Source organism: Streptomyces sp. NPDC034099 (genome assembly GCF_055575415.1).
Genome location: NZ_JBVISR010000011.1, coordinates 279,016 through 299,678, shown reverse-complemented (window position 1 = coordinate 299,678; position 20,663 = coordinate 279,016). Strand labels below are relative to the sequence as shown.

Sequence of the window (20,663 nt, the reverse complement as noted above, 5' to 3'; positions counted from 1 at the left end):
GTCCCGCCGCGTGCCGTACCGGGTCCCCGCGCAGGGCTTCCAGGGCGCGGTGGACGTCGGGGTCCTTCAGGAGGTGGGTGCGCTCGGCGAGCGGGTAGCAGCCGCCCGGGTCGGCAGCAACCCGCCGTCGGGCGCGTCCCGCCGGCTCGCGACCGTCAGTGTGAGCGTCACCGCGAGCGAGGCGAGCGCCATCACCGACATGGCCGTCGCCGGTGAGGTGAACTGGGCCACCGTGCCGGCCAGGGTCGCGGCGACGCCCTGCATGGTGAGCATCCCGGAGGAGTGCAGTCCGAGGGCGTGCCCGGAGAGTTCGTCGGGGGTCACGGCGATCAGGCGCTCCTGCTGCACCAGAGTCGCGCCGAAGCCCACGGAGGCCACGGCGACCAGGACGGCCGTCAGCGGCAGCGGCGGGCGCAGGAAGAGGACGAGGTACGGCGTGGCCAGCAGCGCCAGGAGGGGAACGCCGAGGCGCGGACGCAGCCGGGCCGGGAGCAGCCGGCCGACCGTCAGGTCCCCGGCCAGCATGCCCAGCGCGGCACAGGCGAACAGCGTGCCCGCGCCCCGGGGGTCGTAGGAGACGTACAGGGACTCGCAGCCGACGACGAGGCCGTTGGGGATCCACAGGGCCAGGTAGAGGTGGCGGCGCGGGCGGGCGGACCACAGCAGGGAGTTGGTGTGCCAGGTGGCCCGTACCGAGGGGCGGCCGGCGGTGCGCGGCGGGCGGCGGCTCAGCCGGAGGGCGAGGCCGGCGGCCGTGGCGTACAGACCGGCCGCGAGCAGCAGGCACAGGCGTGGTGACAGCACCGCCACCAGGACACCGCCGACCGCGTACCCGACGATCTGCAGGAGGCCGTGCATCATGTTGAAGAGTGAACGCCCCGTCAGATACCCGTCCTTGGACAGGATCTCGGTCAGCAGCCCCCAGCGGACCCCGCCGCCGACGGAGGCGATCAGGCCCTTCACGAGGACGATGGCGAGCATCGCCCACACTGGCAGGCCGGGCAGCGCGAGAGCCGCGGTGGTGACGGTGAAGGCCAGCGAGAGCCCCGCCAGCGTCGCCCGCGGTGGCAGCCGGTCGGCGGCGGAGAGAAAGAAGGTGGCGCCCAGCACCTGGGCGAGCGCCGGGCCGAACATGCTGACCGCGGAGAGCAGCGGCGAGTTCGTCGCCCGGAAGACCAGGGTGCCGAGGGCGAGGCCGCTCACGGTCTGGGCGGCCACGTTGGCGGCGGAGGAGAGGAAGAGGGGGCTGAACTCGGGGGTGCGGAAGAGGTCCGCGTAGCTTCTGCGGCTCGTGTCTGGCATGCGGGGAGTGTGGGGTGGACGTCGGACCGGCCGTTAATGTTTCGCCCGGACGCGAAAGGTGGCAGGGGAGGGGACCGCATGGGCTGGTGGGAGGTCAACGCCGACACGCTCGCCCGCAGCCGTTTCGTCGTCTCGCCGCTCGACGAGGCCCTCGCCTGCCTGAAGCTGCTGCACGCCGGGGTGGCCGGGCATCCCGGCGAACGGGCGTGGCTCGACGCCCACCGGCCCGCCCATCTGCGCCGGATGGCGGCCGACCCGGTGACCGCGCTGCTCGTCGACGCGGGTCTCGGCCGGGGATGGAACGCCGACTTCCTCACCCCCGCGCCGGTCGAGGGCCTCAGCTTCGAGGAGGGCGTGGCCCGGATCCGGGCGGCCCGCCCCGACGAGGCCCGCGCCGGCCTGTCCGTCTCCGTCGGAGGCCCGCTGCCGGCCGCCCTGGACCGCGACGACCTGCCGGAGCGGGCCGCCGCGCTCCTCGAGCAGGTCTGGGACGAGGCGGTACGGCCGGACTGGGACCGGCGCCGCCGGGTCCTGGAGGCCGACGTCGTCGCGCGGACCGCGCAGGTGAGCCGGGGCGGCTGGGCGACGGTGCTGGACGCGCTGCGGCCCGGCACCCGCTGGCTGGGCGACAACCGGCTCCAGATCAACCTGAACCCGTACCCGCCGCGCGAGCTGTCCGGGGCGGAGCTGATCCTCGTCCCGATCACCCCGCAGCGGCACGGCTGGGTGGCGTGGGAGGAGCCCGAGCGGTACGCGATGGTCTACCCGTGCGCGGGCGCCCTCGCGGACGACGGTGCCCGGCGCGCGCCCGCCGCCCTCGGCGCGCTGCTCGGCCCGGCCCGCGCGGGCGTGCTGACGCTGCTAGGCACCCCGATGAGCACCAGCCAGCTGGTCGGTGTGACCGGGCAGGGCCTCGGCTCGGTCGGACGGCATCTGCGGGTGCTCCTCGACGCGGGTCTGGTGGAGCGGCGGCGCGCGGGCCGCTCGGTGCTGTACTCGCGGACACCGGCCGGTGAGGTGCTCGTCGAGGCGGGCGGCGGGGGCGGTGGGGTGCCGGACTAGCATCCGGTGCATGACGACCTCACCGAACACGCGGAACGACGACAGCCTCCCCCTCGACGTCGAGATCGGCGCCCTCCAGGGCGGGGCCGCGGACCTCTCCCAGTACGCCGGCCGGGTCGTGCTGGTGGTCAACGTGGCCTCCAAGTGCGGACTGACCCCGCAGTACTCCGGCCTGGAGCGGCTGCACGAGCGGTACGCCGAGCAGGGGTTCACCGTGCTGGGCGTGCCCTGCAACCAGTTCATGGGCCAGGAGCCGGGCAGCGCCGACGAGATCGCCGAGTTCTGCTCGGCGACGTACGGGGTCACCTTCCCGATGACCGAGAAGATCGAGGTCAACGGGGCGGGCCGGCACCCGCTGTACGACCGGCTGACCGGCTTCTCGGACGCCGAGGGCCACAGCGGCGACATCCGCTGGAACTTCGAGAAGTTCCTGATCGGGCGGGACGGCAAGGTCGCCGCCCGCTTCTCGCCGCAGACCGAGCCGGAGGCGGCCGAGGTCGTGGCGGCCGTCGAGGAACGCCTCGCCGGTTGACCTTGCCCCTGGGGGAAGGCCCAGCGTCTCCGTCGCCGGGCGGAACGGCCGCCCGGCGACGGAGGATGACGGCGTGGACGACTACGCGGACGACTACGTGGGCGGCGGCGTGGACGAGGTGGGCGACGACGAGTTGCTGACCATCGGCGCGTTCGCCACGCGGGCCCGGCTGTCGGCCAAGGCCCTGCGGCTGTACGACCGGCTGGGCCTGCTGGCCCCCGCCCACGTGGACGAGGCCACCGGCTACCGCTACTACCGCGCCGGGCAGGCCGAACGCGCCCGGCTCGTGGCCCTGCTGCGCCGACTGGACATGCCGCTCGCGCGGATCGCAGAGGTGGTCGGCGCGGACGGCGACCGGGCGGCCGGTCTGCTCGACGTCTACTGGGCGGACGTGGAGGCCCGGCTGGCCGGGCAGCGCACGCTCGTCGCGTACCTCCGTGGACGGCTGACGGGAAGGGATTCCGACGTGTACGGAAAGTTCGCGGTCGAGACGGTGGACGTGCCCGAGCAGGTGGTGATCAGCGAGACCCGGCACACGCTGGCGAGTGAGCTGCCCGCGTGGATCGGTGCCTCGCTGGGCCGCCTGGAGGAGGCGGCCCGGGGCTGCGGGGGCGTGACGGCGGCGCCGTACGTCGTCTACCACTCGGACGTGTCGATGGAGAGCGACGGCCCGGCCGAGTCCTGCGTGCCGGTCGCCGACGAGGCGGCGGCGCGGGCCTGGAGCGAGGGGCGGGGGCGGGCCCGGCAGACGCGGGTGCGGGTGGAGCCGGCCGGGCGGCTGGCCTACACCCGGATCACCAAGGCGCAGGTGGCGTACCCGCAGATCCTGGCCGCCTTCGGGGCGGTGGAGGAGTGGATCGCCGCGCGGGGGCTGACGGTGGCGGGGCCGTGTCGCGAGGTGTACTTCGCCGACTGGGAGGCCGCGGGTCCCGAGGACCCGGTGTGCGACGTGGCGTTCCCGGTGAGCTGAGCTGAGCCGGCCGGCGGGCGCCCTCTCGGCAAGGTCGGCGAACTGGTCGAGAGGGCTCCGCCGGTGGTCCCGGCGGGTGTTGCGTGGCGCGCTACTCCTTGACCGACGTCACGAAGGCGGTCCACGCGTCGGCGGGGAACGCGAGGACCGGGCCGCCGGTCACTTTGGAGTCACGGACGGCGAGCGCCGCCACGACCGGTGACCGGACCTCGACGCACGCGCCGTTCCCTCCGGAGTAGGAGGACTTGGTCCACGATTCCTGGGCGCCCTGAAGAATTGCCATGTCTGCTCCGATGGCGAGTCGCGAGTGTGGTTTACGCCAATGACGTTTGATCTTTGGCGTGATCGACGCTACTCGCTGGCCCTCCCGCACGGAGCAGCCATTCACTCGACCGGGTGGCATATTCCAGATGAGTCTTCCGGTACATCGTGGCAGGGGTGTACTCTCCGCGTTCGCCCGGCTTCTCGGGCTTCAGCGGCTCAGGCGCGCGTATTCCTTCGCCACGTCCTCGATGCGCTGCCGCGACTGCTCCACGTTCAGGGCCTGGGCCCGCAGGTGCTCGTACATCACCGTGTACTTCTGCACGTCCGGCGCCTTCTCCAGGTACAGGTCGCTGGTCACGCCCTCGATGTACACCACGCTGGAGTCGGCCGTGTCGGCGAACTCCAGGATGGAGTACTGGCCGTTGATGCCGGGGTGCGCCCCGACGTCGAAGGGCAGCACCTGCACGGTGATGTGCGGCAGCTGGGACATCTCGGCGACGTGCTCCAGCTGCTCCCGCATCACCTGCCTGCCGCCCACCACCCGGTGCAGGCACGCCTCGTCGAGGACCACCCACAGCCGCAGCGGGTTGTGGTCGGCGGAGATGCGCTCCTGCCGCCGTATGCGGACCTGCACCCGTTTCTCCACGTCGGCGACCGACGTCTCGGGCAACGCGCCCTGGATGAGGGCCTCGGCGTAGGGCCGGGTCTGCAACAGGCCGGTGATGATCTGGGGTTCGTAGGTCCGCAGCGACTCCGCATCGGTCTCCAGGCCGATGTAGACGCTGTACGGGATGTCCCCGAAGGCGTGCCACCAGCCCTGCTGGCGCGAGTCCTTCGCCATCTGCATCAGCGAGTCGACGATCCGCTGGTCCTCGACCTCGTACACCCCGCACAGGTCGCGGACGTCCCGCTGGCTGATGCTGCGCCGGCCGTTCTCCAGGCGGCTGATCTTCGACTGCGAGACCAGCAGCCGCTCGGCGACCTCCTCGGCCGTCATGCCCTTGAGCTCACGGAGCCGGCGCAGCTCCTGGCCCAGCCGACGCCGCCTTACGGTGGGATTGACACTCGACGCCACGGGACGTGCACCTCCGGCTGCGTGACTCATCCTTGCCACTTTGTGTATCTGCTGCTGAGCAGACTGCCACCAAGGTGCTTTCTACCGCTGGGAAACGGTCGATATGCGCCGCGTACACGCCAGTTCGGAACGCCACCCTCACATGCGGCCGCGCGGGGTGGCGGAACCTTTCCGCGGTCCGGGTGGGCCGGACATGCGAATCGTTCCGCCGCCCCGCGCGGACCTGCGGCTCCCGTGACCGGGCTTGGGGACTGGCGGTGCGGCGGTGCTGTGGTGCGGTCGTGCTGTGATGCGGTGCTGTGGTGCGGTCTTCGGACCAGTGGCTAGTGGGCCACCGCTCGCGCCATGGATCCGTGGCGCGGTTGCGCCGGAACACCGCGGGCGGGTTCCGGGGCGGGCCTGCCCCCCGGTCCCGGGGCCTGGCGGCCGGCCGGGGCCGGACTGCGGCGTGGCTGTGCCGCAGCGCCGTTCTGGACGTCCATCACCGCGTGCGCCACCAAGCCGCCCATGGGGTCGTGCCTGATGAGGTCCCGCAGCCGGGACCGCGACGAGCGTCCTTCGTTGCCCGGATAGAGGTGCTTGCCGAGTCCGACCGCGTGGGCCAGCGCGGCGAGCGCAGCGGTCCGCGGGTCCGGCGGGACGCCGGTGCGGATCGCCGAGTCCAGCCGGGCCTTGATCTCCCTGCTGATCGCCGTGTCCGTCGCCTGGTAGCGAGTCGTCGGCAGCACCCCGCACATCTGGCCCTCCACGGCATGCACCATGCCGCATCGCTCCAGATGCGAGAGGTAGGTCTGGCGCAGCCCCAGGCGGGGCCCGCCAATCCAGTTGACCGCCCGTACGGGAGCGCCACGCCTTCGCAGCAACTCCAACGCGCAGTCCAGTGTTGGATCTCCTGTCGGCCGTGGGGCCACCACGGCGATACGATCCCCGTCTGGGGCTATCCGTCCGGCCAGCGCCAGCTCCACCAGCTGTGCTCCGGCCAGACCGAGGTCGAGCGACTGCGGCTGTGCGGTGGTACCCGTGGTCGGGTCCAACGCCAGCAGCAGAAGCTCCTCCGGAAGTGTTCTGCGGCTCCTGCCCATCCATGCCTCCCCGCGTGGATGACAGACAGGGTGACCCCTCTCACATTGGTCTGTCGAGGGTGCGTGACCGCTTCGTAGTGGAACCAGTAGGTATGTCGTTCTCGTCTACCGCGTGGGTTCCACCCGTACACAGGACACTGGTAAATGGTTTCGGTACGGGTTCGGTAGCGCGCACAGGACGTGCGGCGCATGGAGGAGGCATCGGTGGCGGGCGAGTCCCCCGACAGGTCGAAGCAGCGCGAGTCGTCGGAAGAACCGACGTCGGGGAGCGCGGGTCCGGTTCCCGAAGCCAGGACCGAGGCGAGCGAGCGGAGTGATCCGCGGCTGGCGGTGGCACGGGAGGACGCGAAGCGCTCCGCGGGGTCCGGCGCCGGGTCCCCTGGCGGCGTCGACACGGCGACCCGCGTGCTGTCGGTCCGCGAGACGGAGGCGGAGGCCTCCGGCGGCGGCGACGGGACGCCCGAGGCGGCCGACACGTCGTCGGACGCGTCCGAGGAGTCCGGGGGCGACCGCGTGGCGCCCGCCCCCGGCAACGACGGCCGGCTCCGGGACGCCGTCGCGGCCTGGGTGGCCACGGCGGACGAGCGCGCCGCCGCCAACGCACGGCTCGAAGACCCCCAGGACGCGGAGGAGCCGTCCCGGGACGACGACGAGCCCGGCGGCAAGCAGCAGACCGCCGAGGGCGCCAAGGACGCCCCACAGGCCGACGAGAGGCCCGAGGCCCCCGACGGCACCGCCGACACGGACTCGGCCAAGGACTCCGACGGCGACACGGCCACCGCCTCCGGCTCGGCTCCCGACCCGGACGCGACCCCGGACACGGACTCCGACCCGGCCTCGGGCACCGGCTCCGACGCGGGCACGGGCTCCGGCACGGGCACGGCTTCCGGGTCCGGCTCGGCTTCCGGGTCCCACGCGGACGCAGGCGCAGACCCGGACACGAGCTCCGACACGGCCTCGGGCTCCGGCTCGGGCATGGCATTGGGCCACGGCTCCGCTTCAGACGCAGACCCGGGCACGGGCTCGGGCTCCAACACCGGCACCGGCACATCTTCCGGGTCCGGCTCGGCTCCCCGCCCCGAGGCAAGTGCCGGCACAGACGCAGGCCCGGGCGCGGCTTCCCGCCCCGCATCCGGCCAGGAGGCAGACTCCGGCTCGGGCGCGGGCGTCGGCACGGGCACGGAGGAAGCCTCGGGCTCGGACGCCGTGTCCGACTCGGGCACAGGCTCCGGCTCGGGCCCGGCCCCGGACCCGAAGCCGGTCGCGGAAGCGGACCCGGAGGCCGGGTCCGGGCGGGACGACAGCGGCGACGACGGCGACACCGGCGGTGACGGTGACGGTGAGGCGCCGGTTGATCAGCCCACTGCTGTGTTCAAGGCGCCGCGGCCCGCCGTGGACCAGCCGACGACCATGCTGAAGCTGGGCGATGCCGCCGCCGCGGCCAAGAAGGCCGGGAAGGCCGGGAAGGCCGGACCGGGCGACGACGCCGAGCGGACCAGCAAGTTCGTGGCGCTGCGGAACCCGGACGACCCGGCGACCCGCAAGCCCCCGCCGGGCCAGACGCCCCCCGCCGACGCCCCCAAGGCGTCCCAGGCGCCCCGTCCCGGCACCACCACGGCCGTGCCGCACGTCGGGCCCGACCGGACCACCCAGCAGCCGCTGCCGCCCAAGCCGCCGCTCGACCTGCTGGCGGAGCTGACGAACACCCCGCCGCCGCCGGAGACGCCGCTGCGCACGACGGTGCGCCGGGTCAAGATCTGGACGCCGCTGGTCATCCTGCTGCTGATCGTCTTCGGCGTCGTGCAGTCGATGCGCCCGCTGCCCGCGCCCACCCTCGACCTCACGGCGCAGGACAGCTTCACGTTCGACGGCGGCAAGCCGGAGATCCCCTGGCCGTCCAGCGGGCAGGCCGCGCTCGACGTGCAGGGCATCGGCTCCTTCGGCTCGTCCGGCGACCAGAAGCCGGTGCCGATCGCGAGCGTGGCCAAGGTCATGACCGCGTACGTCATCCTGCGCGACCACTCGCTCAAGAGCGGCGCCGAGGGGCCGAAGATCAAGATCGACGGGGCGGCGGAGGAGCAGTCGGAGGCGGGTGACGAGTCGACCGTCCACGTCTACGAGGGCGACTCGATCTCCCAGCGCGAGGCCCTCAAGGCCATTCTGATCGCGTCCGCGAACAACGTGGCGCGGCTGCTCGCCCGCTGGGACGCGGGGTCCGAGAAGGCGTTCGTGGAGAAGATGAACGCCGCCGCGAAGGACCTCGGCATGACCAACACCACGTACACCGACCCGTCGGGGCTGAACAACACGACGGTGAGCACGGCCGTGGACCAGGTGAAGCTGGCCAAGGAGGCGATGAAGGAGCCCGCGTTCCGCGAGGTCGCCGCGATGATGTCGTACGACGACTACAAGGGTGTCAACCACTCCAACTGGAACCACCTGGTCGGCCACAACGACGTCGTCGGCATCAAGACCGGCACCACCACCTCCGCCCTCGGCAACCTCGTCTTCGCGGCGAAGAAGGAGGTCGGCGGCGAGACCCGGACCATCGTCGGTGCCGTGGTGCGCCAGCCGGCGGGCGGCGCGGACAACACCATCCTCGGTGCCGCGCTGGACTCCAGCGACAAGCTGATCCGGGCCGCGCAGGACACCCTGAAGTCGTCGACGATCCTGAAGAAGGGCAGCGTCGTGGGGTACGTCGACGACGGCCTCGGCGGCCGTACGCCGGTCGTCGCCACGCAGGACGTCAAGGCCGTCGGCTGGGCCGGGCTGACCGTGAAGCTGACGTTCACGGCGGACGAGGTGCCCCACACGGCGAAGGCCGGGACCAAGGTCGGCACGCTCACCGTCGGCGACGGCGGCACCAGCGGCGCGGTCAAGGTGCCGGTGGCCCTGCGGGACGACCTCGTCGAGCCGGCCCTGTCGGACAAGCTGACCCGCGTGGGCTGACGGACGGCCCGTCCGGGCCGCAGCGACGCCCCGTGCCCCCGCGGTCACCCGGCCGCGGGGGCCTTCGTGTCCTCGGCGGCGCCGCGGCCTCCCGCGGGGCCGCGAAAGGGAGGAGGCAACGGTGCACGGGCGCGTGCTAGCGTCGCCAAACGGGGCAGTCGCCGGTCGCGGGAACGGGACACGGCCCAAAGGAGAAGACGGGACACGGGGAGTGCCTTCAGGTGGCCACTGCGGAGCCGACACGCGCCGACGACGCCGATCCGGGTTCGGGAGCCGGCCCGCGACCACGGGTGCCCGCGCCGCGCAGGGACGACGGTGAGCCCCGTCCCGCCGGGCAACGGCCTGCCGAGCAGAAGCCGCCCTCGGCGGTGAACGCCGCCTTCCTCGCCCTGCGCGAGCGCATGCTGCGCCACCCGGTGCTGTCCGTGACCGCCCTGGCCGGGGTGCTCCACATAGCGTGGTTCTTCACGTTCGCGAACAGTGGCGGCGACCTGGCGGCGCAGGACGCGTGGGCCGAGTTCGTCGGCCGGCACCCGGACTCGGCGTACAACCTCGCCTGGTACGGCGGCATGCATCCGGTGTCGTACAGCGTGATCTCGCCGTACCTGATGTCGGTGCTCGGCGTGCGCACCACGATGATGATCGCGGGGACGGTGTCGGCCGGGCTGCTGACGATGATCCTGATCCGCAGCCGGGTGGTCCGCAATCCGCTGTGGGCGTCGCTGGCGGGCCTGTTCGCGCTGCTGGGCAACGCGGCGTCGGGGCGGGTGACGTTCGGGCTCGGCATGATGTTCGGCCTGGGCGCGGTCGCCGCCGTGTTCTGCTGGCCGTACCGCTGGCGGCACGAGCGCTGGGCCAAGGGGCTGTGCGCGGCGCCGCTGGCCGCGCTGTCCACCATGGCCTCGCCGGTGTCGGGCCTGTTCGTGGGACTGGTGGCGGTCGCCCTGTTCCTTCAGAAGCGCCGCCCGGGTGCCTGGGCGCTGGGCGTCGCGCCGAGCGTGGTCGTCGCGCTGTCGGCGGTGCTGTTCCCGTTCTCCGGCACGCAGCCGATGGGGTTCGGCTCGGCGGTGCTGCCGATCGTGTACGCGGGCCTGATCTACTGGTTCGTGCCGAGCACCTGGAAGACGGTGCGGATCACGTCGGCGGTCTACGGCCTGTCCGTGCTGCTGGTCTGGCTGATCAGCTCGCAGATCGGCTCCAACATCACGCGTCTGCCGATGCTGTTCGCCGGGGTGGCGCTGGTGGCGGCGCTGCCGTTCACGGCGGTGAAGTCGCGCAAGTGGTACGCGCTGGTGGTCTCGATCGTCGGCTTCGTGGGCTGGATCGGCTTCAAGTCGGCCGACGACATCGTGCACACCACGCCCGCCGCGTCCTGGGCACGCGAGCTGGCGCCGCTCGTCAACGAGTTGCAGGAGGTCGGCGCGGAGCAGGGCCGGGTCGAGGCCGTCCCGGCGCGCTCCCACCGGGAGGCCTCGGCGCTCGCGCCGTACGTGAACCTGGCCCGGGGCTGGACCCGCCAGGCGGACATGGAGCGCAACCCGCTCTTCTACGACGACACGCTCAACTCGGCGAACTACCACGAGTGGCTGAAGCGCTGGGCGGTGCACTACGTGGTGCTGCCCAAGGACGAACCGGACGGCGACGGCGGCAAGCGCGAGCGGGAGCTGCTGCAGCGCGGCCTGCCGTACCTGAAGCAGATCTGGGGCGACGCCAACTGGCAGCTGTTCCAGGTGACCGATCCGACGCCGCTGGCGGAGCCGGACGCGGTCGTCCAGCGGGCCGAGCAGGACGAGTGGGTGATCGACGTGCGGCGGCCCGGCCGCGTCCTGATCCGGATGCCGTACTCGCCGTGGCTGAGCCTCGTCGACGCCGAGGGCAACAAGCTCGAGCCGCCCCAGGAGACGGAGACCTCCAAGGACGCCCCGGAGGGCACGCCGAAGACGTACGAGAACGTCAACGGGTGTCTGACGGAGACCGAGGAGACCGCCGACGGCGACGTGTGGACGACGCTCGTCGCCCCCGAGGCGGGCACGTACCGGCTGGCCTCGCCGTACGGGCTGAAGCGGGGCACTCCGTGTCCGGACGAGCTGAGGTAGCGGACCGACCGGCCGCCGCGGGCCTCCTCCGCCGATGTTCACGTAGATGAACGCAGGTCAGTAAGCCGAACCTTTTTACTCCCTCTTGACCTTCCGCTTCCTTGTCGTGCCCGCGTCGTCGCACCCACGATGAGCGGGCACTTCGCGGCCTGCCACGCCCCTACCCCGCTCGTGCGAAGTGCCAACCAGCTGAGCGGAGTTCACAAGGCGGACCCCGGAAGGGGGCACATGAACGGTCTCGACTGGTCCGTGCTCATCGGCTACTTCGCCGTCATGGTGGCGATCGGTGTCTGGTCGCACAAACGCGTCGACGACGTCAGCGACTTCTTCACGGCCGGCGGCAAGATGCCGTGGTGGCTGTCCGGCATCTCGCACCACATGTCCGGCTACAGCGCGGTGATGTTCACCGGCTACGCGGGCATCGCCTACACCTACGGCGTCACGTCCTTCGTGACGTGGTCGTTCCCGATCGCGCTCGGCGTCGCCATCGGCTCCAAGCTGTTCGCGCCGCGCATCAACCGGCTGCGCTCACGGCTGCACGTGGCCTCGCCGCTCGAGTACCTCAAGAACCGGTACAACCTGCCCACCCAGCAGGCGCTGGCCTGGTCCGGCATGCTGCTGAAGATCGTGGACGTGGCCGCGAAGTGGGCGGCCATCGCCACGCTGCTGTCGGTCTTCACCGGCATCACGCTCAACCAGGGCATCCTGATCACCGGCGTCATCACGGGCATCTACTGCACGATCGGCGGTCTGTGGGCGGACGCGCTGACGGAGCTGGGCCAGTTCATCATCCAGCTGCTGGCCGGCGTCGCAATGTTCGTGGCCGTCGTCATGAAGCTCGGCGACCACGGCGGCTTCTTCGGCGTCTGGGACGAACCCGCCCTCCAGGGCCATGGAAAACCGCTGGTCGGCCCGTACGGGACGGTGTTCCTGCTGGCGTTCCTCTTCATCAAGCTCTTCGAGTACAACGGCGGCATGCTCAACCAGGCCCAGCGCTACATGGCGACGGCGAACGCCCGCGAGGCGACGCGGTCGGCGCGGCTGTCGGCCATCCTGTGGCTGGTCTGGCCGTTGGTGCTGTTCTTCCCGATGTGGATGTCGCCGCTGCTGGTGGAGTCGCAGAAGCCGGACGGTTCCGACTCCTACGCCCTGATGACCGAGCAGCTGCTGCCGCACGGGCTGCTCGGACTGGTCATCGTCGGCTTCTTCTCGCACACCATGGCCATGTGCTCCTCGGACGCGAACGCCATCGCGGCCGTGTTCACCCGTGACGTGGCGCCGGTGCTGTCGAAGCGGGCGCGCGGCTGGGGGCAGCGGTCCGGGCTGCTGGCGGCCCGGCTGACCACGGTGATCTTCCTCGGTCTTTCGATGGCGGTGGCGACGCAGGTCGACTCGCCGACGTTCAAGGACATCATCACCGTCGTGATCAAGTGGGTCGCCGGGCTGATGGGCCCGATCGCGATCCCGATGATGCTCGGTCTGCTGCGGCCCTTCCGCCGCTCGGGCCCGACGGCGGCGCTCACCAGCTGGGGTCTGGGCCTGGTCGCGTTCTGGCTGGTCAACTACCCGATCAACTGGAACGTGGACGGCGGGGTGCCCCTGGAGTACCAGGTCTCCGTCCCGCTGGCGGTCTCGCTGATCCTGTACATCCTGGTCGGCTACCTGAAGCCGGAGGACACCCCGGAGCGGCTGGCGATCATCGAGCGCGTCAACACGGACGGGGACGGCGACGCCTCCGGCGCGGCGGCCGCCGTCCCGGCGCCCGCGGGCGGGGTGGACGACGCGGTGGGGCGCAGCCGGGTGGGCGACTGAGCCCCCGCCCGGACGGCGTACGACCGGTGTCCGGCCGGTGGCCACGGTTCGTGGTCACCGGCCGCCCCGGTCAGCGCAGTTCCTGGATGCGGATCTGGTTGCCCGCCGGGTCCCGGAAGGCGCAGTCCCGGACGCCGTACGGCTGCTCGGTCGGCTCCTGGACGATCTCGGCGTGCCCGGCGCGCACCTTCTCGAAGGTGCCGTCGAGGTCCTCGGTGGCAAGGAGGAGCCACCCGTAGGTGCCCTTGGCCATCATCTCGGCGATGGTGCGGCGCTCGGCCTCGGTGATGCCGGGGTCCACGGCGGGCGGCGACAGGAGCAGCGAGACGTCCGGCTGGCCGGCCGGTCCGACCGTGATCCAGCGCATCTTGCCGTTCCCGACGTCCTTGCGGACCTCGAAGCCGAGGACGTCCCGGTAGAAGGCGACAGACGCCTCCGGGTCGTCGTGCGGGAGAACGGTGGTGTGAATGCTGATGTCCATGGCTGCCACGCTAGCCGCGGCCCACGGGGCGGCGCTTCTCGAAACCTGACCGTCGCCGCCGGGGTCTTCGTGGGGCCTACGCCCGCGGGTACCGCCTCAGCCACCCGGGGGACGAGCCCGCCGGGCCGTGCAGGGCGGGGCCCTGGGTCATCTCCATGGCGAAGTCGTCGGCCAGTTCCAGGAGGGTCGGGCGGCCCTCCAGTTCGGCCAGCCAGGCCGGGGGCAGGGCCGTCTCGCCGTGCAGGGCGCCGAGCAGGCCGCCGGTCAGGGCGCCGGCCGCGGCCGAGGGGCCGTCGTGGTTGACGGCGAGCCGCAGCCCGTGCCGTACGTCCTCGCCGACGAGGGCGCAGTACACGGCGGCGGCGACCAGGCCCTCCGCCGTACCCGCGCCGATCAGCCCGGTCACCCGGTCCGGGACCGGCAGCCCCTGCCGTACCGCGCCGAGGGCGTGCTGCAGGGCGTCCGTCACGGGCTCGTGTCCCGGCCGGGCGACGAGCAGCGCCAGGGCCCGCTGCACGGCGGCGTCCAGGCTCTCACCGCGCGCCAGCCCGTGCACGATCACGGCGTACGCGCCCGCCGCCAGGTAGCCGGTGGGGTGGCCGTGGGTCTGCGCCGCGCACTCCACGGCGAGCTGGGCGACCAGCTGCGGCTCCCAGCCGACCAGGAGCCCGAACGGCGCCGAGCGGGCGGCCGCCTCGGGGCCGCGCTCGCCGGGGTTCTTGGGCGACTCGGGGGTGCCCATCGTCTCGTCGCCGAGGCCGAGCAGCAGCGCACGCGGCGGGTCCCGGCGGACGTACAGCCACTCCTCGTGGGCCAGCCAGCCGTCGTCCTTGCGCCGCAGGTCGGGGCCCCAGTCGCGCTGGGTGGCGGCCCAGCGCCGGTAGGCCCGGTGCAGGTCGGTCGGCGGGTGCCAGGCGCCGGTGTCCCGCCGTACCTGGGCGCGGATCAGCCCGTCCACGGAGAACAGGGTGAGCTGGGTGAGGTGGGTGACGGCACCGCGCCTCCCGTAGGCGGCGGCGAGGTCGGACAGTCCCTCCGCGCCGTGCGCCTCCCGGATCGCGTCGAGGCCGAGCCCGGCGACGGGTGCGCCGAGGGCGTCCCCGACGGCCGCGCCGAGCAGCGTCCCGCGCACCCGGCTGCGGAAGTCCTGCTGCTCGGCACGCCCCCAGACGGCGCCGGCTGTCCCGCCCACCTGGACCCCCCCTCGGCACTGTCCGTATGTACGACGTCCAGCACTGTATGCGAACGGAAGTGGTCGGTCAGGGCCGGAACCGTGTGGAAACGTTCACGAGCCGGCACACACCGCGCGGCACGGGCGGGCGGCCGCGAAGGGCTCCCCCGCCACGGGAGGGGAGCCCGGAACGCTTCGAAGAGATCACGTTCGCGGACCCTACCTACTCGCGGGGTTCCGGGCTTGGGGATAGTGCTGCCATGACCAAGAACCCCCGCAGCACCCTGTTACTCGCCTCCACCGTGCTCACCGCGGTCCTCGCCCTCTACATCGCCCTCGTCGCCCTCGGGAACATCACCGACTTCGACAACAACCAGCAGTACGTGCGGCACGTCCTCGCGATGGACACGACGTTCAAGGACGACGACCTGATGTGGCGGGCGATCACGAGCAAGGGTCTCCAGGACACCGCCTACGTGGCGATCATCGTGTGGGAGACCGCGGCCGCGCTCGTGCTGATCTGGGCGACCTGGCTCTGGATACGCCGACAGCACGCTCCCGCACGGCGTTTCACCACGTACGGCACGCTCATGCTGATGCTGTTGTTCGGGGCCGGGTTCCTCGCGATCGGCGGGGAGTGGTTTGCGATGTGGCAGTCGGAGGACTGGAACGGGCTGGACGCGGCGACCCGGGTGCTCCTCTTCAGCGGCGTCGTGCTGATCGTGGCGCACCTGCCGTCCGGGGAGGCGGAGGCCACGAGACCACAGTGACCTACGCGACCACAGTGACCTAGGCGACCACGGTGACCGTCGTGCCCGACGTGCCGAAATCCCAGAGCGCGTCGCCGTCCGCCTTGGGCAGCCGTATGCCGCCCGTCTTGGCGCCGTCGGCGGGCGGCGGCGGGGAGGAGCCGTCCACGGCGTTGGAGAAGGCGACCCAGACGCCGTCCTCCTGGGTGAAGTACAGGATCTGCTCGATCCGCACCCCGTCGGAGCCGGTCGTCGGGTCCTGGCGGCGGGTGCCGACGCTGTACTTGCCGGGGTCGGGGTCGACCGTGCCCGGCCAGACCTTGAAGGACCGCCGGGTGGCGTCGCTGGCGTCGACCAGCCACACCCGGTCCTGGCCGACCGAGTAGACGACACGCCGTCCGGTGCCGGAGCCCTCCGGTACCGGGGCGGGCGCGGTCTCCTTCGGCGTGGGGTGCGCGTCCGCCGACGCCGACGGCTTCGGCTTCGTCGCCACGGCGGTGGGGTGGGGCCCCTGGTCCGCCTGCACGGCCAGGACGGTCACCGCCGCGATCGCGCCCACGGTCAGACCGGAGACCCACGCCCATGAGGGAAGTCGGGCAGGCACGGGCACGCATCTCCTCAGCTACGAGAACCCCGACACACCGGGGGCCCGATCATCGTACTGCGCGTCCGCCGCACCCCCGAAGCGCGCGCCCGCGCCCACCGCTCCTCAGTCCAGCACCGGCAGCAGCTGAGGCAGGTGCCCGTCCGAGTCCCGCGCCGCGCGCTGCCGCTCCTCGGGCACCGGGCCGTAGAGCGTGGTGCGCGGCTTCGCCGGGCGGCCCGCCGCGTCCGCGACCGCGATCAGGTCCTTGACGGACTTGTACGACCCGTAGGACGAGCCGGCCATGCGGGAGATCGTCTCCTCCATGAGGGTGCCGCCCAGGTCGTTGGCGCCGGAGCGGAGCATTTCGGCCGCACCCTCCGTGCCCAGTTTCACCCAGCTTGTCTGGATGTTGGGGATGTGCGGGTGCAGGAGGAGGCGGGCCATCGCCGTCACCGCGCGGTTGTCCCGGAGGGTGGGGCCGGGCCGGGCGATGCCCGCCAGGTACACCGGCGCGTTGGTGTGGATGAAGGGGAGCGTCACGAACTCCGTGAAGCCGCCCGTGCGCTGCTGGATCCCGGCGAGGGTGCGCAGGTGGCCCAGCCAGTGGCGGGGCTGGTCGACGTGGCCGTACATCATCGTGGAGCTGGACCGGATGCCCAGCTCGTGGGCCGTCTCGATCACCTCGATCCAGGTGGCCGTCGGCAGCTTGCCCTTGGTGAGGATCCAGCGGACCTCGTCGTCGAGGATCTCGGCCGCCGTGCCCGGGATCGAGTCCAGGCCCGCCTCCTTGGCCGCGCCCAGCCACTCGCGGATCGACATCCCGGTGCGGGTCGCGCCGTTGACGACCTCCATCGGCGAGAAGGCGTGCACGTGCATGCCGGGCACGCGCTCCTTGACCGCCCGCGCGATGTCGAAGTACGCCGTGCCGGGCAGGTCGGGGTGGATGCCGCCCTGCATGCAGACCTCCACCGCGCCCACCTCCCAGGCCTGTTGGGCGCGGTCGGCGACCTGGTCCAGGGAGAGCGTGTAGGCGTCGGCGTCCGTGCGGCGCTGGGCGAAGGCGCAGAAGCGGCAGCCGGTGTAGCAGACGTTGGTGAAGTTGATGTTGCGGGTGACGATGTACGTGACGTCGTCGCCGACCACCGACTTGCGCACGTCGTCGGCGACGGAGCACAGGGCGTCCAGCGCCGGGCCGTCGGCGTGCAGCAGGGCGAGGGCCTCGTCGTCCGTCAGCTTCGTGGGGTCGTCGGCCGCCGTGGCCAGCGCCGCCCGCACGTCGGTGTCGATGCGCTCGGGCGCCATGCCGGGGGCGGCGGCCTCGCGCAGGGCGCCCCAGTCGCCGTACACCTCGTCGAAGTCGTCGCGGCGGTCCGACGTACGGCCCTCGGTGTCGATGGTGGCGTGCAGATCGGTGCGGCCGGTGGCGGCGAACGCCTCGTCCGGCTCCTGCCACGCGTGCCCCTCGACCACCGCGTCCTCGCGGGCCAGGCCGGTCTCCGGGTCGGCGAGGGCCGCCACGTGCGGGCGCAGCCGCGGGTCCAGCCAGGGCTCGCCGCGCCGGACGAACTCCGGGTACACGCAGAGACGTTCCCGCAGCTCGAACCCGGCTGCCCGGGACTTCGCGGCGAGTTCCTCGATCTGCGGCCAGGGGCGCTCGGGGTTGACGTGGTCGATGGTGAGCGGGGAGACCCCGCCCCAGTCGTCGATGCCGGCGCCGATCAGCCGCTCGTACTCCGCGTCCACCAGGTTCGGCGGGGCCTGGAGGCAGGCGGACGGGCCCATGATGTGCCGGGCGACGGCGACCGTGGCGACCAGCTCGTCCAGTTCCGCGTCCGGCATGCCGCGCATCGCGGTGTCGGGCTTGGCGCGGAAGTTCTGGATGATCAGTTCCTGGACGCCGTGGTAGGCGCGGGAGACCTTGCGCAGGGCGAACAGGGACTCGGCCCGCTCCTCGTAGGTCTCGCCGATGCCGATGAGGATGCCGGAGGTGAAGGGGACCGAGGAGCGCCCGGCGTCCTCCAGGACGCGCAGGCGTACGGCGGGCTCCTTGTCCGGGGAGCCGTGGTGCGGGCCGCCGGGCTCGGACCACAGGCGGGTCGCGGTGGTTTCCAGCATCATGCCCATGGACGGCGCGACGGGCTTGAGCCGCTGGAAGTCCGTCCAGGTCAGGACGCCCGGGTTGAGGTGCGGGAGCAGCCCCGTCTCCTCCAGGATGCGGATCGAGATCGCGCGGACGTAGGCGATCGTGTCGTCGTACCCGTGCGCGTCCAGCCACTCCCTGGCCTCCGGCCAGCGCTCCTCGGGCTTGTCGCCGAGCGTGATGAGGGCTTCCTTGCAGCCGAGGGCCGCGCCCTTGCGCGCGATGTCGAGCACCTCGTCCGGCGACATGAACATCCCGTGGCCCGCCCGCCGCAGCTTGCCGGGGACGGTGACGAAGGTGCAGTAGTGGCACTTGTCCCGGCACAGCCGGGTCAGCGGGACGAAGACGCTCTTCGAGTAGGTGATGACCCCGGGCCGCCCGGCCGCCTCCAGGCCCGCGTCCCGGACCCGGGCGGCGGACGCGGTGAGGGCGTCGAGGTGCTCGCCGCGCGCCTGGAGCAGCACGGCGGTCTCGGACACGTCGAGGGCGACGCCGTCCCGGGCGCGTTTGAGGGCGCGACGCATGGAGTTCTCGGTGGGGCCGGTGGGGTCGGCGGGTCCGGTTCCGGAGGTCGCGGAAGTCGTCATCCTTCGAGCATACGAGCGCCGTGATCAAGCCGGGTGTCCCGTCACGGCCGCCCACCGCACGGTTCCCGGCCCTCTACGCGCCGAACCCCTTTCCTTGCCCGGGAGTTCACGGCTCAATACGAGGGTTGCACGCACCACCCCCTGCACCACCGATGTCATGTCACCGATGTCATGTCACCGACGACACTGGGAGCAGCAGCATGTGCGAGGACGACAACGGGCACGACCACGGGCACGACCGCGCCGGGATCGGCAGACGCGCGGTGTTCGCGACGGGAGCCGCCGCCGCGCTTACCTTGGGAAGCGTGAGCTTCGCCTCGGCCGCCCCCCGGGAACAGCGGACCAGAACCGTGCGCGGCACCCTGCCGCCCGGCTCCCCCGACTTCGTGTACGTCCCGGTCGAAGTCCCCCGGGGCGTGCGCGAGATCCACGTCGCCTACACCTACGACCGCCCCGCCGTCCCGGCCGGCACCCAGGGCAACGCGCTCGACATCGGCCTCTTCGACGAGCGCGGCACCGAGCTGGGCGGCCGGGGCTTCCGCGGCTGGTCGGGCGGGGCGCGCACGGAGTTCTTCGTCCGCGCGGACGAGGCCACCCCCGGCTATGTCCCGGGACCGGTGCGGGCGGGCACCTGGCACATCGCGCTCGGCCCGTACACGGTGGCCCCGCAGGGCCTGTCGTACGAGATCACGATCACGCTGACCTACGGCGAGCAGGACGACGCCCCGCGGCCGGTCTACCCGCCCGAGCGGGCCAGGGGGCGGGGCCGGGCCTGGTACCGGGGCGACTGCCACCTGCACTCCGAGTACTCCGACGGCCGCTACACCCTCGCCGAGATCGCGGAGCTGGCGCGGGCGGCCGGCCTGGACTTCATCAACTCCTCCGAGCACAACACGCACTCGGCGCACGCGCACTGGGCCGGCCTCGCCGGGGACGACCTGCTGATCCTGCTCGGCGAGGAGGTGACGACCCGCAACGGCCACGTCGTCGCCCTCGGCACCGACCCCGGCACCTTCGTCGACTGGCGCTACCGGGCCCGCGACAACCGCTTCGGCCGCTTCGCCCGGCAGATCCGCCGCGCCGGGGGCCTGGTCGTGCCGGCCCACCCGCACGCCACCTGCATCGGCTGCAACTGGAAGTTCGGGTTCGGGGAGGCGGACGCGGTCGAGGTGTGGAACGGCGCCTACACGCCCGACGACGAGGTGGCGCTGGCCGACTGGGACGGCATGCTGGTCGCCTCGGTGCGCGACGGGCGGCGGGACTGGATCCCGGCGATGGGCAGCAGCGACTCCCACCGCTCCCCCGACGTGATCGGCCGCCCGCAGACCGTCGTCCTCGCCGACGACCTGACCCGCGAGGCGATCCAGGAGGGCATCCGGGCGGGCCGGTCGTACGTGGCCGAGTCCTCCAAGGTGTCCCTGTCCTTCACCGCGTCCGGCGGCCGGGGCGAACACGCCGGGATCGGCGAGCGGCTGCGCGTGGCCGCCGACACCCCGGTCACCGTCCGCCTGGAGGTGACGGGCGCCCCGCGCTGCACGGTGCGCCTCGTCACGGACCAGGGCGTGCTGTTCACCGGCGGTCCGCTGCCGGTGTCCGGCGCGGGCGTGGTGGAGTGGCGCACGACCGCCTCGTACGCGGCCTACGTACGGGCGGAGGTGCGGCACGAGGCGGCGGCGGGCCCGGTGCCGGGCGCGCTGGCGGCGTTCACCAACCCTGTGTTCCTGGGGAGTTAGTCTCCAGGAACACCGGACCACCGGGGCTCCCGGACCGACCGCGGAGCCCCCGAGCGAGACGGAGCGCGGACC

16 protein-coding genes are annotated in these 20,663 nt (G+C 72.5%); 8 read left to right on the top strand and 8 right to left on the bottom strand.

The genetic code is table 11. The features are described from left to right. Positions 1–66: 66 nt before the first annotated feature. Complete coding sequence (locus tag ACZ56V_RS29625; RefSeq protein ID WP_468946471.1) at positions 67–1,302, bottom strand: MFS transporter; 1,236 nt, start codon at positions 1,300–1,302, stop codon at positions 67–69. 78 nt (positions 1,303–1,380) lie between these two features. Here ACZ56V_RS29625 and ACZ56V_RS29620 point away from each other — a divergent pair, with 78 nt between their 5' ends. The 3 genes from ACZ56V_RS29620 (at position 1,381) to ACZ56V_RS29610 (ending at position 3,866) form a co-directional block, all read left to right on the top strand. Then, the gene (locus ACZ56V_RS29620) at positions 1,381–2,364 is read left to right on the top strand and encodes an ArsR/SmtB family transcription factor (protein ID WP_468946469.1); all 984 of its coding nucleotides are present in this window, start codon (positions 1,381–1,383) and stop codon (positions 2,362–2,364) included. Positions 2,365–2,374: 10 nt separating this feature from the next. Further along, positions 2,375–2,896, top strand: a complete 522-nt coding sequence (locus ACZ56V_RS29615) for a glutathione peroxidase (RefSeq protein WP_468946466.1) — start codon at positions 2,375–2,377, stop codon at positions 2,894–2,896. Between the two features lie 73 nt (positions 2,897–2,969). After that, positions 2,970–3,866: a MerR family transcriptional regulator gene (locus ACZ56V_RS29610; RefSeq protein ID WP_468946463.1), complete on the top strand. Its 897-nt coding sequence runs from the start codon at positions 2,970–2,972 to the stop codon at positions 3,864–3,866. A 91-nt stretch (positions 3,867–3,957) separates the two neighbouring features. On the opposite strand, the gene ACZ56V_RS29605 is transcribed toward ACZ56V_RS29610, so the two are convergent. The 3 genes from ACZ56V_RS29605 to ACZ56V_RS29595 form a co-directional block, all read right to left on the bottom strand. After that, a complete protein-coding gene (locus tag ACZ56V_RS29605) occupies positions 3,958–4,149 on the bottom strand; it encodes a DUF397 domain-containing protein (RefSeq protein WP_059301326.1) in 192 nt (63 codons plus the stop codon). A gap of 189 nt (positions 4,150–4,338) precedes the next feature. Next, a complete protein-coding gene (locus tag ACZ56V_RS29600; RefSeq protein ID WP_356359357.1) occupies positions 4,339–5,205 on the bottom strand; it encodes a helix-turn-helix domain-containing protein in 867 nt (288 codons plus the stop codon). A 323-nt stretch (positions 5,206–5,528) separates the two neighbouring features. Then, on the bottom strand, positions 5,529–6,287 hold the full coding sequence (locus ACZ56V_RS29595) for a GOLPH3/VPS74 family protein (protein ID WP_356359359.1): 759 nt from the start codon (positions 6,285–6,287) through the stop codon (positions 5,529–5,531). Positions 6,288–6,476: 189 nt separating this feature from the next. Between ACZ56V_RS29595 and ACZ56V_RS29590 the strand changes: the two genes are divergently transcribed. From ACZ56V_RS29590 to ACZ56V_RS29580, 3 genes are all read left to right on the top strand, one after another. Continuing rightward, positions 6,477–9,236, top strand: coding sequence for a D-alanyl-D-alanine carboxypeptidase (locus ACZ56V_RS29590; protein ID WP_468946458.1), 2,760 nt, complete (start codon positions 6,477–6,479; stop codon positions 9,234–9,236). A 221-nt stretch (positions 9,237–9,457) separates the two neighbouring features. Beyond that, positions 9,458–11,332 (top strand): MFS transporter, encoded by a 1,875-nt coding sequence (locus tag ACZ56V_RS29585; protein WP_468946455.1) that lies wholly within the window; start codon positions 9,458–9,460, stop codon positions 11,330–11,332. Positions 11,333–11,560: 228 nt separating this feature from the next. Further along, the gene (locus tag ACZ56V_RS29580; RefSeq protein WP_356359365.1) at positions 11,561–13,144 is read left to right on the top strand and encodes a sodium:solute symporter family protein; all 1,584 of its coding nucleotides are present in this window, start codon (positions 11,561–11,563) and stop codon (positions 13,142–13,144) included. A gap of 70 nt (positions 13,145–13,214) precedes the next feature. Here ACZ56V_RS29580 and ACZ56V_RS29575 read toward each other — a convergent pair whose 3' ends face one another. Together ACZ56V_RS29575 and ACZ56V_RS29570 are read right to left on the bottom strand one after the other, a co-directional pair. Then, positions 13,215–13,625 carry a VOC family protein gene (locus ACZ56V_RS29575; protein ID WP_398918553.1) on the bottom strand — a complete coding sequence of 137 codons (411 nt, stop codon included), beginning with the start codon at positions 13,623–13,625 and terminating at the stop codon, positions 13,215–13,217. A gap of 76 nt (positions 13,626–13,701) precedes the next feature. Then, positions 13,702–14,817, bottom strand: a complete 1,116-nt coding sequence (locus tag ACZ56V_RS29570) for an ADP-ribosylglycohydrolase family protein (RefSeq protein ID WP_398918551.1) — start codon at positions 14,815–14,817, stop codon at positions 13,702–13,704. Positions 14,818–15,056: 239 nt separating this feature from the next. On the opposite strand from ACZ56V_RS29570, the gene ACZ56V_RS29565 reads away from it, so the two are divergent. After that, positions 15,057–15,566: a DUF2165 domain-containing protein gene (locus ACZ56V_RS29565; protein WP_398918549.1), complete on the top strand. Its 510-nt coding sequence runs from the start codon at positions 15,057–15,059 to the stop codon at positions 15,564–15,566. A 19-nt stretch (positions 15,567–15,585) separates the two neighbouring features. Here the strand turns inward: ACZ56V_RS29565 and ACZ56V_RS29560 are convergent, their stop codons facing one another. Continuing rightward, on the bottom strand, positions 15,586–16,149 hold the full coding sequence (locus tag ACZ56V_RS29560; protein WP_398918547.1) for a hypothetical protein: 564 nt from the start codon (positions 16,147–16,149) through the stop codon (positions 15,586–15,588). A gap of 105 nt (positions 16,150–16,254) precedes the next feature. After that, on the bottom strand, positions 16,255–18,858 hold the full coding sequence (locus ACZ56V_RS29555; RefSeq protein ID WP_468946450.1) for a bifunctional FO biosynthesis protein CofGH: 2,604 nt from the start codon (positions 18,856–18,858) through the stop codon (positions 16,255–16,257). A gap of 200 nt (positions 18,859–19,058) precedes the next feature. Between ACZ56V_RS29555 and ACZ56V_RS29550 the strand changes: the two genes are divergently transcribed. Next, entirely contained in the window at positions 19,059–20,591 is a 1,533-nt protein-coding gene (locus ACZ56V_RS29550) for a CehA/McbA family metallohydrolase (RefSeq protein WP_468946447.1), read from the top strand. Positions 20,592–20,663: the final 72 nt, after the last annotated feature.